This is a genomic window from Citrobacter sp. KTE30 (genome assembly GCF_000398825.1).
GTDB lineage: Bacteria > Pseudomonadota > Gammaproteobacteria > Enterobacterales > Enterobacteriaceae > Citrobacter > Citrobacter freundii.
Window position 1 is genome coordinate 3,609,382 of the sequence record NZ_KB976055.1, and the last position, 14,506, is coordinate 3,623,887.

A 14,506-nucleotide genomic window follows, 5' to 3' on the forward strand; every position below is an offset into this window, starting at 1 on the left:
AAATAAGAATTATTTTCATTTATTTATGCCATGTGCTATATAACATAGCAAAGGCTATATTCGATGATAAATTAACCATTTTGTTGTGAGGGATACTATGCCGCATCTGCCCCATCTGAAATCGTTTCTCCTTGCCAGCGTAATCACGGCGCTGACGCTGTCTCCTGCCTGGGCGAAAGAAAAATTTAAGGTAGTAACCACCTTTACGGTGATTGCCGATATGGCGAGCAATGTGGCGGGAGATGCAGCAGAGGTCAGTTCCATCACCAAACCTGGCGCAGAAATTCACGAATATCAACCAACCCCAGGTGATATTAAACGAGCGCAAGGCGCACAGCTTATTCTCTCCAACGGTCTTAACCTCGAACTATGGTTTGCCCGCTTCTACCAAAATTTGTCCGGCGTACCAGAAGTGATGGTCTCAAACGGCGTCCAGCCAATGGGTATCAGCGAAGGGCCGTACAACGGCAAACCGAACCCGCATGCCTGGATGTCAGCGGAGAACGCACTCATCTACGTGGATAACATTCGCGATGCGCTGATGAAATACGATCCAGACAATGCCGCCACTTACCAGAAAAATGCACAGAATTATAAAGCGAAAATCCAGCAGACCCTGGCGCCGCTGCATGCTGAACTGGTAAAACTCCCCGCCGATAAACGCTGGCTGGTCACCAGTGAAGGCGCATTCTCCTACCTGGCACGTGATAACAGCCTGAAAGAGCTGTATCTGTGGCCGATCAATGCCGATCAGCAAGGTACGCCGAAGCAGGTACGCAAGGTAATCGATGCGATCAGAGAGCATCATATCCCAACGGTATTTAGCGAAAGCACCGTGTCCGACAAACCAGCGCGTCAGGTTGCCCGTGAATCTGGCGCGTATTACGGAGGCGTGCTGTATGTCGATTCGCTCAGCGCTGCCGATGGTCCGGTACCGACCTATCTGGATTTACTGCGCGTCACCACGCAAACCATTGTTAACGGCATCAACAAAGGTCTGGAGAGCCAACCATGAGTCACTCTGCGATTACCGTAAATCAGGTTACGGTGACGTATCGCAACGGTCATACCGCATTGCGGGACGCCACTTTTCAGGTTCCGGGCGGCTCAATTGCCGCTCTGGTCGGCGTAAACGGGTCGGGAAAATCAACGCTTTTTAAAGCGCTGATGGGTTTTGTCCGCCTGGCGCAAGGGGAAATCTCAATTCTGCAACAGCCGGTAAATAAGGCGCTCAAACAGAATCTTATCGCCTATGTCCCTCAGTCAGAAGAGGTGGACTGGTCGTTTCCAGTACTGGTGGAAGATGTGGTGATGATGGGACGCTTTGGCCATATGGGCTGGCTGCGTCGGCCAAAACAGATCGACCACGCCTGCGTGGATGCGGCGCTGGCGCGGGTTGATATGCTGGACTATCGCCATCGTCAGATAGGTGAACTGTCCGGTGGGCAGAAAAAGCGTGTTTTTCTGGCAAGGGCAATCGCACAGGACGGACAGGTTATTTTACTGGATGAACCCTTCACCGGCGTGGATGTAAAAACCGAGGCCCGGATCATCGACCTGCTGCGTGAACTGCGTGATGAAGGTCGAACCATGCTGGTCTCTACCCATAATCTGGGATCCGTCACCGAGTTTTGTGATTACACGGTGATGATTAAGGGCACGGTGCTGGCAAGTGGACCAACCGATACCACCTTTACCCCCGAGAATCTCGAGCTGGCATTCAGCGGCGTACTGCGTCACGTTGCGCTGAGCGGCGGCGAACAACACGTGATTACCGATGATGAACGCCCGTTTATTTCACGACGCGCGGCAAGCGAGGGGGAATAATCATGAACTGGCTGACAGAGCCGTTTGGTTACCAATATATGCTCAACGCCATGTGGGTCTCGGCGATGGTCGGCGGCCTGTGCGCGTTTCTCTCCTGCTATTTGATGCTCAAAGGCTGGTCGCTGATCGGCGATGCGCTGTCGCACTCTATTGTTCCGGGCGTGGCAGGCGCTTATATGTTAGGGCTTCCCTTCGCGCTTGGCGCATTTCTTTCCGGTGGGCTGGCAGCGGGCAGTATGCTGTTTCTCAATCAACGTTCACGCCTGAAGGAAGATGCGATTATCGGGCTGATTTTTTCGTCTTTCTTCGGTATCGGGCTGTTTATGGTGTCGCTCAATCCGATGTCGGTGAACATCCAGACCATTATTCTCGGTAATATCCTGGCAATTGCGCCGGAAGATATTCTGCAACTGGCCATCATCGGGGTTATCTCGCTGACTATCCTGTTTTTGAAGTGGAAAGATCTGATGGTGGTCTTTTTTGATGAAAACCACGCGCGCTCTATCGGTTTGAATCCGGGGCGTTTAAAACTGCTGTTTTTTACGCTGCTCTCCGTTTCAACGGTAGCCGCCCTGCAAACCGTCGGTGCATTTCTGGTGATTTGCCTGGTGGTTACGCCCGGAGCGACGGCCTGGCTGCTGACCGATCGTTTTCCACGCCTGCTCACCATCGCCGTAGCTATCGGCAGCCTGACCAGCTTTTTCGGCGCCTGGCTGAGCTACTGGCTGGACGGCGCAACCGGCGGAATTATCGTCGTTCTGCAAACATTGCTGTTCCTGCTGGCATTTGTCTTCGCACCAAAACATGGTCTGCTGGCGAATCGCCGACGCGCCCGACTGGTGAACAAGGAGTCAGTATGATCTTAACAACGCTATTAGAACCCTTTCAGTTTAGCTTTATGGTCAATGCGCTGGTTATCTCCACCATTGTCGCCGTGCCCTGCGCGCTGCTGTCGGTATTTTTAGTACTCAAAGGCTGGGCGCTGATGGGCGATGCCATGAGCCATGCGGTTTTTCCAGGGATCGTTCTGGCTTATATCGCAGGCATCCCGCTGGCAATTGGCGCATTTGTCGCTGGATTGTTCTGCGCGATAGCAACTGGATACCTCGACGATAACAGCCGCATTAAGCGCGACACCATCATGGGCATTGTTTTCTCCGGGATGTTCGGTGCGGGACTGGTGCTGTATGTTTCCATTCAGTCGGAAGTGCATCTCGATCATATTCTGTTCGGCGATATACTCGGTATATCACTGACCGATATCATGCAAACAACGGCGATCGCTTTGGGGATCGCGCTTATCATTGGGCTTAAGTGGAAAGATCTGCTGCTGCATGCGTTCGATCCGCATCAGGCCAAGGCCAGTGGGCTTAACACTGCACTGCTACATTACGGCCTGCTGTGCATGATCGCCCTGACGATTGTCGCCACGCTAAAATCAGTCGGGATTATTTTGTCGATCTCCTTACTGATTGCACCCGGCGCCATCGCGATCTTAATGACGCGAAAATTTTCTCACGCCTTGTGGCTGGCGGTGGTGATGTCGGTCATTACCTCGTTTATGGGGGTGTATCTGTCATTTTTCATCGACAGCGCACCGGCTCCCACCATCGTCGTATTATTTTCACTGCTGTTTGTGATTACTTTTATTTATGCAACCCTGCGCGATCGGCGTTTAGAGAATCAACTTCAGGTGCATGATGTATAAATAATGCTTCATAATATGTCAGCTAATGATGTTTATGCCTCTAGAGCCTCGTTTCCACATCCTGACGGGTATTATCGTTATTCCATAAGATAAAAAAGAGCAACCACGAAATGAAAGAGTAATTTGATACAAACTTCACCGGCCACACCACAATGGTAAATTAGGGTGTGGCATTGATACTTGAAGTTCATCTGTTAAAGATAAAGAAATCGACTCATTAACCAGTTTTTAATTAACTATCTAATTTTATGATCATTATTTCTCCACTCACTGAAGAAATATAATCTGCAGGTTTATAGATAAATCCATACAACATCGGCAAAGCTCATATCACACCCCAGAAAATAATTAATAATTTTTTATTAAGCCATACTAGTGCGGGTTATGGCTCCAAAATCCTTCGCCGCACCAAACACCCCATAACTGAACCGTATATACACTCTAAGCATTCACGTACGCTCTTTGAGCTGCCTGGGCAGATATTAATCTCAAAGGTTAAATTACATCAACATCATTATTTAGCCTGCACTTCGGGAAATGATATCAGGCATAAAAGCAATACTGAGAGGTACTCGTCCCATATCATTAAAAGATGAAATTTAACGCTTCACAAGCAAATAAACAAAGAATAAAAAACTATAATCGCCAATTTTTTCGAATTATATAGCTAGAAAAATAAAAATACTGTTTCATGTCCGTCATCCAATCCGACCTGTAACCAGGCTCATTAATCAGGAAAGTTAATATGACGTTAAGAAAGACATACATGAAACTTGCTCTGGCTATTTTGTTCGAAATATTTGCAACAACTATGCTGGTCCTTTCTGAAGGATTTACTCGCATCCTTCCTTCTATTTTATCCATAATAGGGTATGGGCTTTGCTATTATATCCTAACTTATGTATTTCGCAGAATGCACCTTGGCGTTGCTTATGCGATCTGGTCTGGTGTGGGTATCGTCGCAGTAAATATAATTGGCGTGTTAAATTTCGGCTATTCAATAAGTGGCGGCCACTTACTGGGCATGTGGTTAATCGTCGCCGGAGTTATTGTTATTAATTTTTCCGCAAAATATAAAACGATGGAAAACACATGATTCAAATAATACTCATGAGTACAACATGGTTATTTATTGCCATTCTTACTGAAGTTTTTGGTACTGCCATGCTACCCAAAACCCGACATTTTCGGAGACTCGCCCCAACCATATTTTGTGCGTTAAGTTACGTAGTTTGTTTTTATGCCCTGGGGCAAGCAATGAAATTAATGACACCAGGTATCGCTTACGCAATCTGGTGTGGTATGGGCACAGTATTAATTACTGTGATAAGTAGTATTTATTACGACATGCATACCAGCATATTTGAAAAAGCAGGTATTGCACTGATCCTGAGTGGCACGCTGCTGATGGGATTTGCATAAAAGGAGTTATTAAATGGAAAAGCAACTTACCGATCGTATTGACGCCCTGAAAGCCCAATATTTCAGCGCAAAGCCGTTTATCTCTGTTTCAAGGGCACAGGCGGTTACAGAGGTCTATAAAAACAACCCCGGGCTGGATCTGATTATGTTACGGGCACTTGCCTTTCGGCGCGCCTGCGAACGGGCACCTTTATGGATTGCCGAGAATGAGCTTATTATCAGCCACCCGGCAGGCGGTCCGCGCGGTGGAGAAGTATCACCTGAGCTCAGCTGGCGCTGGGTAGCTGAAGAACTGGATACCGTAAAAGAGCGTAAACAGGATCCCTATCAGATAAGTGACAGCGCAAAGCGTATTCTCAGAGAAGAAATCTTCCCTTTTTGGCGCGGTCGCTCGCTGGATGAAATCGCGGAAACTCAACTCCGTCATGCAGGCCTCTGGGAATGGTGCAATGAATACGGCGTCTGCGACGTAACCATTAAAACCCAGAATGGCGGAGGTGATACCTGTCCGGGTTACGACACGTTATTACTGACAGAAGGTATGGGCGGTTTGCGTGACAGGGCTATTCACGCAATTGAACAGCTAAGTTTAACCTGCGCAGAAGATATGGAACGCCACCAATTTTATCTGGCAACGAAAGAGACCTGCGATGCGGTGATCCATTACGCCCATCGTTACAGCGACTACGCCGCACAACTGGCTGATGAACAAACCGATCCTCAACGCAGAGTAGAATTGAACCGTCTCGCTGACATTTGTCGCCGTGTACCTGAACACGCGCCGCGTAATTTTTATGAGGCGCTTCAGTCCCTGTGGATTGTACAGTCTCTGTTTTGTCTTGAAGAAAACCAGACCGGTATTTCACTGGGACGCGTCGATCAGTATCTCTGGCCATTACTGGAGCGTGACCTGGCAGAAGGGACATTGACTCATGCCCACGCAGAAGAATTACTGTGTTGCTGGATGATTAAAATGGCAGAGAGTTTGTGGATCTGTAGTGAGTCTACAGCAAAATATTTCGCTGGATATCAACCATTTATCAATATGGTTGTTGGCGGGCAAAAACGTGAGGGCGGCGATGCCACTAATCAGCTGACAATGATGATTATGGCCTGCTCACGGAAATTGAAAATTTATCAACCCAGCCTGGCTGTAAGGATACATAACCAGTCGCCGTGGCACTATCTGCGGGAAATTGTGGAAGTTATCCGCGGGGGAACGGGTTTTCCGGCCTGCCATTTCGATGACGCGCATATCAAAATGATGCTGCGCAAGGGATTTGATTATGAAGATGCACGTGATTATTGCCTGATGGGCTGTGTTGAGCCTCAAAAGTCCGGAAAAATGTATCAATGGACATCTGTAGGCTATACCACGTTTACTCGGCCACTGGAACTGGCGTTTAGTAATGGTTATGGGCCACAGGGTGAGCGTATCGGTCCTCAGACCGGCGAACTGACAGAGATGACCAGTTACAACGATTTTGAAGCGGCAGTAAAACAGCAACTGGCGGCTATTACGGCTAAAGCGGCCCAAGCCACACTCATCATTCAGAAGTTGCACAGACAGTATGCCCCAAAACCGCTTATTTCCTGCCTGATTGAGGGATGCCTGGAAAAAGGTCGCGATGTTACCGCGGGCGGAGCGTGGTTAAACAACGGCCCCGGGCTTATCTGGACAGGTCTGGCTGATTTAGCGAACGGGTTGATGGCCATTAAAAAAGTGGTGTATGAGCAAGAGCAGGTCACTTTGTCTGAGCTGGATGAAGTGTTGAAAGCCAATTTTGTTGGGCATGAAGCGCTTCGCCAGCGCTGCCTGCGAGCACCGAAATACGGCAATGATATTGCAGAAGCTGACGAACTGGCGCGTTCCCTTATTCATTACACTGAGCAAGAGCATCGCCGCTATCACATGCTTTATGGCCGCTTCACGCATGGCACGCTATCTATTTCAAATAATACGCCGTTCGGACTGGCAACCGGTGCGTTACCTGGCGGCAGACTGGCTCATAAACCTCTGGCCGACGGAATAAGCCCATCGCAGCAAACCGATATCAATGGCCCGACGGCAGTGATTAACTCGGTGAGCAGGATAAACGTTGAAGAGATGGAAATCGGCATGGTGCATAACCTCAAACTAATGCACGGTATGTTGGAAAGCGATGAAGGCATTAATCAACTGATTAACCTGCTTCGCACCGCCAGTATGCTTGGTAATGGGCAAATGCAGTTTAGCTACGTCGATAATGAAGAGCTGAAGCGCGCGCAGGCACGTCCGGAGGAGTATCCGAATTTGATGATTCGTGTGGCCGGATATAGCGCATTTTTTGTTGAACTCAGCCGTGAGGTGCAGGATGAAATCATTAGCCGTACCGTTCAACATGAATGCTGAGCCGCTAACAGGCCGCGTCTTTAATATTCAGCGCTTCTCGTTACATGATGGCCCGGGTATTCGCAGCGTCGTATTCCTTAAAGGATGTCAGATGAGCTGTATTTGGTGCGCGAATCCCGAAGGATTGCGTCAGGATAATGACGTGCTGTGGCGTGCCAGTAGTTGCCAGCACTGCGGGGCCTGCGTTGATGCCTGCCAGAAAGGTATTCATCAGTGGAGTAATAAGAATCACGTTATTGATCCCAGTATGTCGTGTGATGGCTGCCGTCTTTGTGAAGAAGCTTGCCCGTCCCAGGCGCTTAAGATTGTCGGACGTCAGATGTCAGTTGATGAGGTACATCAAGAGGTCGTAAAAGATGTAGCTTATTATCAGTTATCAGGAGGAGGCGTTACGCTCAGCGGCGGTGAAGTGATGCTTCAACCGGATTTTGCAGTCCAGGTACTACAAAACTTACGCCGGGAGGGTATCCATACCGCGGTGGAAACGGCAGGGTTCGCCCCCTGGTCAGCGGTTGAGAAAGTCAGCACTGTGGCTGATCTGGTGCTCTATGATCTCAAGCTGGCGGATGACACACTTCATCAACGATTTACCGGGGTCAGTAATATCCGTATTTTACGCAATCTTGAAAAATTACTGACGTTGAATACTCCAGTACGCCTGAGGATCCCAGTAATTCCCGGCGTTAACGATTCATCACATGAAATAAATAATATGCTCCTGCTTATCAGCAATCTTACTGCCGGAAAGACATCTTTTCAGGGTATTGATTTATTGCCTTACCATGCTTACGGCGTACAAAAATACTCACTGCTGGGACGCGATTACCCGGCCAGTACTATTATCAGGAAGGGTACAGAAAGTAATGGCGCAACATTCCTTCAGATTGCAAAAGACAGAGGAATCTCCGCTACGCTTTCAACCAGCCTGGTGGGTTAAAAGAACTGTGCCGCAATTGCACAACTTTGGCTTAACAACATTACTCATTTTTTCAGCAAACTGTCTGTTATCTGTAGTGATTTTGCTTATAAGCTAATAACTGAGAATATTACTACTTCGGGCTAAATTCATTAGCAACTGTTAAATTCGTTAATAATTACCAGTTATATTGATGAGAATTTTCATAAATGTAACCAATATACGGGAGGCAATTTAGCGCATAATCACCCGGATATCTGTGTTATAATTTTCTGTAATAACGCAGGTATCTGGTAATTGCCAATATGATTTTTTTAATTGCGGAGAAAATAAAGTTTAATCCAGAGGATGGATCGCTAACCCATTGCGCCACAAAGGAAACGGTAAAACTCACCCTAACGGCCAGCCGCTTGCTGGAAACCCTATTAAGGGCGTCAGAAGGGATACTATCACGTGAGAAATTATTAACTATGGTCTGGGACGATTATGGTTTACAGGCGTCCAATAGCAGCCTTAATCAGTATATCAGTATCTTACGTCGCGCATTATCTGCATTCGGCTGTGAAGAACTGATAATTACTGTGCCGAAGATGGGGTTCAGGCTAAATCCTGACATCACACTTCAGTTAACCCAGACAGTGCCGCTCAGTATACCTGAACAGGTCACTTCTCAACGTACCGGGAAACTGTTTTCTTTAAAAAATGCGTACCTCACGATGATTATCGTTCTGACATTATTCATTTGCGGTGCGATCGTTTTTTTTAATACCGTCTCATCGGTCAGTACCAGTCACTACCCGTTGTATAAAGACAGTCTGGCGACCGGGTGCGAGGTGGTGTATATGAAAAATCTGAGTGAGCGAGATCGGGAGAAAGCCAGGAAGAATATTGCTGCCATTCTTAAGGACAATGCCGCCACCTGCGGCCCTGAACAAAAGGTGATATTTGACAGCAATGACTCCTTTACCGCGCAAAGCGCCGGGCGCACCCTTTTTTCGCTTTGCACAGCAGGAAAAAATAATCAAATTATCGCGTGTGACAACGTCTACTACCACAACTGGAAGCAATCATGAAAATTAAATGGATAGTGTGCATGGGTCTTGTCCTGATTGCTGTCTGCCTGGGTGTTTCATTTAACTATGCCCATGGAATCAGTAACTTCAAATGTACGAATCAGTCACGCTATCGTATAACAAGAAATTCAGTGGTATATGATTTCTATGTTAAGCAAACCATTCAATTATATGAAGATAATACGGGTTTTATTTCATTTAATGGTAAGGTTGTGGGAGGCGATGTAACACAAAGCGTGAGCCGTAAAATTCTTCTGCGGGATGGTCATCAGATAGATAACCATACTCTCCAGTACCAGAATGACGGCGTTCGCAGATTACCGGCAGATCATGTTGAGGATGATATTTTTCAAATCTTACTGGCAGAAGTCAGCGGTGATGACGCAACCCTGATTTTTGAGCGAGAAAGAATTGATAACCACGCCTGGCTTATCGGTAATCCGGATGCCTGGGTTCTCACTTGTGTTGAATATTAAAACAATAAAAGCGTGACTGCAGAGTTAAATAATTAAACCTGTAATGACATTAAATCACTTCCTTTGTTTTAATATTAAATCACAGCAGTATTAAACAACATCCTGAATTTACCATACCATGTACCAGTGGCTACCCCTCATTACGGTTGCGGATACGGTATTAATTAAAAATTACATATTAAAGAATCTGTTAAGTATTAGTGAGATTGGAATTCACAATTTATCAGAGATCCGGTTTCATCTAAATATAACATTGTTATATACACAGTGATATTGAAGGCGGCGAATGAAATTTTACCAATAAGAATTTGAATTAACTTGTCCATTCCTCCGGAGTAAGGACCATGTTGTATCTGTTTCTTCTTGTACGACAAGAATGCATGTAACTAGCGGAAAAACTAAAGGAAGTTATATACCAACCAAACTGAGTCTGCATTGTGTCAGCCTCTGGCTGGCATTCTGCTTTCATTCGCTCACATATATAACCCTACAAAATTAATTACATCATTATCGCTGAGGATATAAAATTGGCTCGTTATTTACCCCTGATTATCTTTGCCGTTTTTTTAATTACAGCGTGCGAGCAGAAAGATATAGATTTACCCATTCAGCCTCGCACAATTAAAGTTGTGGAGGTGGGAAAGTCTGAAAAGGCCCGTCAACGTATTCTCCCCGCAAGAATTGAGTACAGTGATTCCACCGCACTATCTTTTGAACGCTCGGGCCGTATTGAATGGCTTGATATCCGCCAGGGAACTCCAGTGGCGAAAGGACAAGTGATCGCCCGGCTCTCTAGCGATGAAGCCCGGCAACGGGTAAAAGAACGGCAGACCACCGCCGACCTCGCACAGCGACAGTTTGAACGCTTCCAGGCATTGTCTGCGCGCCATGCCGTCTCACGTGATGAGATGGATGTACAACGTGCCAAAAGAGATGCTGCAAACGCGGCGCTACAGATCGCTCGTGAAGAACTGAACCAAATGATACTCACCGCCCCGTTCTCCGGTATCGCTGTCAGTGTAAATGCTCGAAGCCATCAGGTTGCGACAGCCGGACAAACTATCGCCACTCTGGCTCGCACCGACATGCTCGATGTGGCATTCAGCGTACCGGAAAACCTGTTTACCGCAATGGACATTCGCAATGTGACCTATCGACCACTGGTGCAAATCACTGCACTGCCTGGCCGCCAGTTTCAGGCTGATTACAAAGAGCACTCGGCTAGCAGCAACAATAACACGCTCACCTGGAAGATGATTTTAACCATGCCACGACCGTCTGACTTCCCTGCTGTTGCTGGGGTCAGTGGTACGGTCACCATCGATCTGTCAAAACTGCCAGTCAGTACCTTGCGTGAAAAGCTGGTCGTGCCAGTTGAAGCTGTGTTTAACCCGGACAACAGCCCACTCAATCACCCCCACGTCTGGGTGGTAAAGGGCAGCGGCGAGCAGCTTACGCTGGAAGAACGCAGTGTAACCACTGGTGAACTCACCGAGGGCGGTATCGTAATAACCCACGGTCTAACAAACGGTGAACGGGTGGTCGCTGCCGGGGTGAATGAAATACATGCTCAGCAGCAGGTCCGTATCTGGACACGTGAAGGGGGACTGTAATGGATATCTCCCGACAGTTTATTAATAATCCCGTCCGTGTCTGGCTGCTCATTCTGTTACTAGGTATCGGCGGTATTTTTGCACTACTTAACATCGGTCGTCTTGAAGATCCAGAGTTTGCTATTAAAAGCGCCGTGGTTGTTACCCTCTATCCAGGGGCATCCGCCGAGCAAGTAGAAGAAGAAGTAACACTGCCACTGGAAAAAGCCCTGCAGCAACTGCCCTATCTGGATAACATCAGTTCGATTTCATCCAACGGGATGTCGCAAATCACAGTGAACATCGCTTCGCACTACCACTCGGATAAATTACCCCAAATCTGGGACGAATTACGTCGTCGGGTAGGTGATGCAGGACGCGTATTTCCGCCTGGTGTCATGCAGCCTTTCGTAAACGATGATTTTGGCGATGTTTTTGGATTTTTCTTCTCAATTTCCGGTGACAATTTCAGCAATAAAGAGCTTGCACAATATGCCGAACAGCTGCGACGTGAGCTGGTACTGGTGCCTGGCGTAGGCAAGGTCATGACCGGAGGAATCATAACGTCACAGATCAATGTAGAGGTGTCACTGATAAAAATGGCTGCGCGCGGCATCACGCCGGCTCAGCTATCCGCTGCGCTGAGTCGACTGAATGTTGTGTCAAACGCTGGGGTGATAAAATCTGGTACAGAATCAATCCGTATACATTCCACTGGCGAATTCGAAAATCTTGATGAACTGGGCCATCTACTTGTTAGCCCAGCGGGTGACAGCGCCAGCACACGCCTGAAAGATATAGCCACACTCACGCGCGGTCTCGCTGATTCGCCCTCCAGCATTTATCACGCCAACGGTCAACCCGCCGTGATGATGGGGGTATCATTTATACCCGGCGTGAATGTGATTGACGTGGGACAAGCGCTGAAATCTAAGTTACTACAGATGTCTGAGGAAAAACCCGCCGGTATACAGATCGGTGTATTTTACGACCAGTCTGCTGAAGTGGCATCTTCAGTAAATGGCTTTCTTACTAATTTTCTAATGGCGCTAACGATAGTCATCGGAATATTGGTGATATTCATGGGGCTGAGCAGCGGCATTATTATAGCCCTGTCATTAGCGCTCAATGTGCTGGGCACGTTGTTTATTATGTATCTGTGGGGACTTGAGCTTCAGCGCATCTCCCTGGGGGCGCTGATAATCGCGCTGAGTATGCTGGTAGATAATGCGATAGTGGTTGTGGAGGGATTACTCATTTCGCGTCAGCAGGGCGTGTCAGGGGTAAAAGCGCTAAACTTAATTGTTCGGCGATCTGCACTTCCGCTGTTGGGAGCCACAATTATTGCTATCCTGGCATTTGCTCCTATTGGCCTGTCACAGGACTCAACGGGCGAATACTGTAAATCGCTGTTTCAGGTATTGTTAATTTCACTGATGCTGAGCTGGTTCACGGCCCTAACCATTACGCCAGCACTGGTTAAATGGTGGCTATTTAAAACCGAATCCCCTCTTAAGCAGCCATCAGAATTCGCTCCCTATAGTGGCAGTTTTTACCGACTCTATCAGCGTATCCTGAATACACTGTTGGCACACAAAACAGCCACACTTTCAGTCATGGCAGTACTGCTGGCGTTGGCAATCTGGGGCTTTGGCTCGGTACGACAAAATTTCTTTCCTTCAGCCAGTACACCGATTTTTTTTGTGGATCTGTGGCTACCTTATGGTTCGGACATCACCTCCACGGAAAAGATGGCTAGTGATATTGAAAAAATAATTGACGGTCGCCCGGGCGTGGTTTCCACGGTGTCAACGATAGGTCATGGCAGCATGCGGTTTATCCTGACTTACAACGGTCAGCGCCAGTACAGCAATTACGCACAAATCATGGTAAGAATGGACAATGAGCGCAATATTGGGGTACTGACGAGCCAGTTGGATACCGTTATCGCGCAGGATTACCCGCAGGTCAATGCCAGTACCAATCGCGTGATGTTTGGTCCTGCGGGCAGTAGCAGTATTGAGGTACGCATCAGAGGGACAGCGCCCGATATCATGCGCCAGATTGCCAGCAAAGTAAGTACTATTCTGGCCGACAATCGCGATACCAGTAGTGTAAGTAACGACTGGCAAAACCGCAGTAAAGTCATTCGCCCACAATATAATCCAGTGCTCGGTCAAGAGTTAGGTGTGGATAAAAAAGAAGTAGATGACGCGTTGGAAATGAATTTTTCCGGCAGTCGCATCGGGCTATATCGCGAAGGCACGGATATGATGCCGATAGTGGTGCGTCCGCCCGAAAACGAGCGGCATGACATTAATCATCTTAATAATGTCCAGGTCTGGAGCCAAAATCAGCAACGCTACATTCCGCTCAGTAACGTGGTCGATGGGTTCATATTACAGTGGGAAAATCCACTGATTCTGCGTCGCGATCGCAGCAGGGTTATGACCATCATGACCAACCCTGACCCACTGAGCAATGCCACTTCCGCCGATATTCTGGCACGCGTTCGCCCACAGATTGAACAGATTCCGTTGCCGCACGGTTACAACATTACGTGGGGAGGAGATGCGGAAAGTTCAAGCGAGGCACAGCAAGGCCTGTTCTCTACCCTGCCGTTAGGTTATCTGGTGATGTTCACCATTACCGTGTTGATGTTTAGTTCGCTGAAAAATGCTTTCGCCATCTGGCTTACCGTGCCGCTGGCATTAATTGGCGTCACAACAGGGTTTTTACTTATCGACATTCCGTTTGGCTTTATGGCCCTGATAGGTTTGCTGAGTCTGAGTGGAATGTTGATCCGTAACGGGATTGTCCTGGTTGAGGAGATTGAGCATCAGAAACAGGTGAAGCCGCAACATGAAGCGCTTATATCCGCCGCCACTTCACGTTTACGTCCTGTTCTGCTCACAACCTTCACCACTGTACTGGGTTTCGCGCCGCTGCTGAGGGATGTCTTTTTTCAGGGCATGGCCGTGGTTGTTATGTTTGGTCTGGGTTTTGCGACAATCCTTACCTTAATGGTTCTGCCGGTCCTCTATGACTGCCTGCACCGTCCGGAGACACCATGAAACATCACGGGGTAAATGTTAAAAAT

12 protein-coding genes are annotated in these 14,506 nt (G+C 47.8%); all 12 read left to right on the forward strand.

What is annotated here, in order from left to right; all coding sequences use genetic code 11:
• Positions 1 to 97 precede the first annotated feature (97 nt).
• The 12 genes from WC1_RS06045 (at position 98) to WC1_RS05990 (ending at position 14,480) form a co-directional block, all read left to right on the forward strand.
• A complete protein-coding gene (locus tag WC1_RS06045) occupies positions 98 to 1,015 on the forward strand; it encodes a metal ABC transporter substrate-binding protein (protein ID WP_016150893.1) in 918 nt (305 codons plus the stop codon).
• The gene (gene sitB / locus WC1_RS06040; RefSeq protein WP_003840297.1) at positions 1,012 to 1,827 is read left to right on the forward strand and encodes an iron/manganese ABC transporter ATP-binding protein SitB; all 816 of its coding nucleotides are present in this window, start codon (positions 1,012 to 1,014) and stop codon (positions 1,825 to 1,827) included. Before WC1_RS06045 ends, sitB begins: the two co-directional genes overlap by 4 nt.
• 2 nt (positions 1,828 to 1,829) lie before the next feature.
• Entirely contained in the window at positions 1,830 to 2,687 is an 858-nt protein-coding gene (gene sitC / locus WC1_RS06035) for an iron/manganese ABC transporter permease subunit SitC (protein ID WP_016150894.1), read from the forward strand.
• On the forward strand, positions 2,684 to 3,535 hold the full coding sequence (sitD, locus tag WC1_RS06030; protein WP_016150895.1) for an iron/manganese ABC transporter permease subunit SitD: 852 nt from the start codon (positions 2,684 to 2,686) through the stop codon (positions 3,533 to 3,535). The genes sitC and sitD overlap by 4 nt, the downstream gene beginning before the upstream one ends.
• Before the next feature lie 766 nt (positions 3,536 to 4,301).
• A complete protein-coding gene (locus WC1_RS06025; protein WP_225623509.1) occupies positions 4,302 to 4,631 on the forward strand; it encodes a DMT family transporter in 330 nt (109 codons plus the stop codon).
• Positions 4,628 to 4,957 (forward strand): DMT family transporter, encoded by a 330-nt coding sequence (locus WC1_RS06020; protein ID WP_008322725.1) that lies wholly within the window; start codon positions 4,628 to 4,630, stop codon positions 4,955 to 4,957. The genes WC1_RS06025 and WC1_RS06020 overlap by 4 nt, the downstream gene beginning before the upstream one ends.
• A 13-nt stretch (positions 4,958 to 4,970) precedes the next feature.
• On the forward strand, positions 4,971 to 7,349 hold the full coding sequence (gene cutC / locus WC1_RS06015; RefSeq protein ID WP_016150896.1) for a choline trimethylamine-lyase: 2,379 nt from the start codon (positions 4,971 to 4,973) through the stop codon (positions 7,347 to 7,349).
• Complete coding sequence (locus WC1_RS06010; protein ID WP_003037447.1) at positions 7,312 to 8,286, forward strand: glycyl-radical enzyme activating protein; 975 nt, start codon at positions 7,312 to 7,314, stop codon at positions 8,284 to 8,286. The genes cutC and WC1_RS06010 overlap by 38 nt, the downstream gene beginning before the upstream one ends.
• 284 nt (positions 8,287 to 8,570) lie before the next feature.
• A complete protein-coding gene (locus WC1_RS06005; protein ID WP_003840308.1) occupies positions 8,571 to 9,338 on the forward strand; it encodes a winged helix-turn-helix domain-containing protein in 768 nt (255 codons plus the stop codon).
• Entirely contained in the window at positions 9,335 to 9,814 is a 480-nt protein-coding gene (locus WC1_RS06000; RefSeq protein ID WP_016150897.1) for a hypothetical protein, read from the forward strand. Before WC1_RS06005 ends, WC1_RS06000 begins: the two co-directional genes overlap by 4 nt.
• Positions 9,815 to 10,341: 527 nt before the next feature.
• The gene (locus WC1_RS05995) at positions 10,342 to 11,427 is read left to right on the forward strand and encodes an efflux RND transporter periplasmic adaptor subunit (protein WP_016150898.1); all 1,086 of its coding nucleotides are present in this window, start codon (positions 10,342 to 10,344) and stop codon (positions 11,425 to 11,427) included.
• Positions 11,427 to 14,480 (forward strand): efflux RND transporter permease subunit, encoded by a 3,054-nt coding sequence (locus WC1_RS05990; protein WP_016150899.1) that lies wholly within the window; start codon positions 11,427 to 11,429, stop codon positions 14,478 to 14,480. The genes WC1_RS05995 and WC1_RS05990 overlap by 1 nt, the downstream gene beginning before the upstream one ends.
• The last annotated feature ends 26 nt before the right edge of the window (positions 14,481 to 14,506 follow it).

What these genes read in the sequence shown, in the direction of transcription:
- sitB (WP_003840297.1), top strand. Translation starts at nt 1,012, where the DNA reads ATGAGTCACTCTGCGATTACCGTAAATCAGGTTACGGTGACGTATCGC.
- WC1_RS05990 (WP_016150899.1), top strand. Translation starts at nt 11,427, where the DNA reads ATGGATATCTCCCGACAGTTTATTAATAATCCCGTCCGTGTCTGGCTG.
- WC1_RS06020 (WP_008322725.1), top strand. Translation starts at nt 4,628, where the DNA reads ATGATTCAAATAATACTCATGAGTACAACATGGTTATTTATTGCCATT.
- sitC (WP_016150894.1), top strand. Translation starts at nt 1,830, where the DNA reads ATGAACTGGCTGACAGAGCCGTTTGGTTACCAATATATGCTCAACGCC.
- sitD (WP_016150895.1), top strand. Translation starts at nt 2,684, where the DNA reads ATGATCTTAACAACGCTATTAGAACCCTTTCAGTTTAGCTTTATGGTC.
- cutC (WP_016150896.1), top strand. Translation starts at nt 4,971, where the DNA reads ATGGAAAAGCAACTTACCGATCGTATTGACGCCCTGAAAGCCCAATAT.
- WC1_RS06000 (WP_016150897.1), top strand. Translation starts at nt 9,335, where the DNA reads ATGAAAATTAAATGGATAGTGTGCATGGGTCTTGTCCTGATTGCTGTC.
- WC1_RS06005 (WP_003840308.1), top strand. Translation starts at nt 8,571, where the DNA reads ATGATTTTTTTAATTGCGGAGAAAATAAAGTTTAATCCAGAGGATGGA.
- WC1_RS06025 (WP_225623509.1), top strand. Translation starts at nt 4,302, where the DNA reads ATGAAACTTGCTCTGGCTATTTTGTTCGAAATATTTGCAACAACTATG.
- WC1_RS06010 (WP_003037447.1), top strand. Translation starts at nt 7,312, where the DNA reads ATGAAATCATTAGCCGTACCGTTCAACATGAATGCTGAGCCGCTAACA.
- WC1_RS06045 (WP_016150893.1), top strand. Translation starts at nt 98, where the DNA reads ATGCCGCATCTGCCCCATCTGAAATCGTTTCTCCTTGCCAGCGTAATC.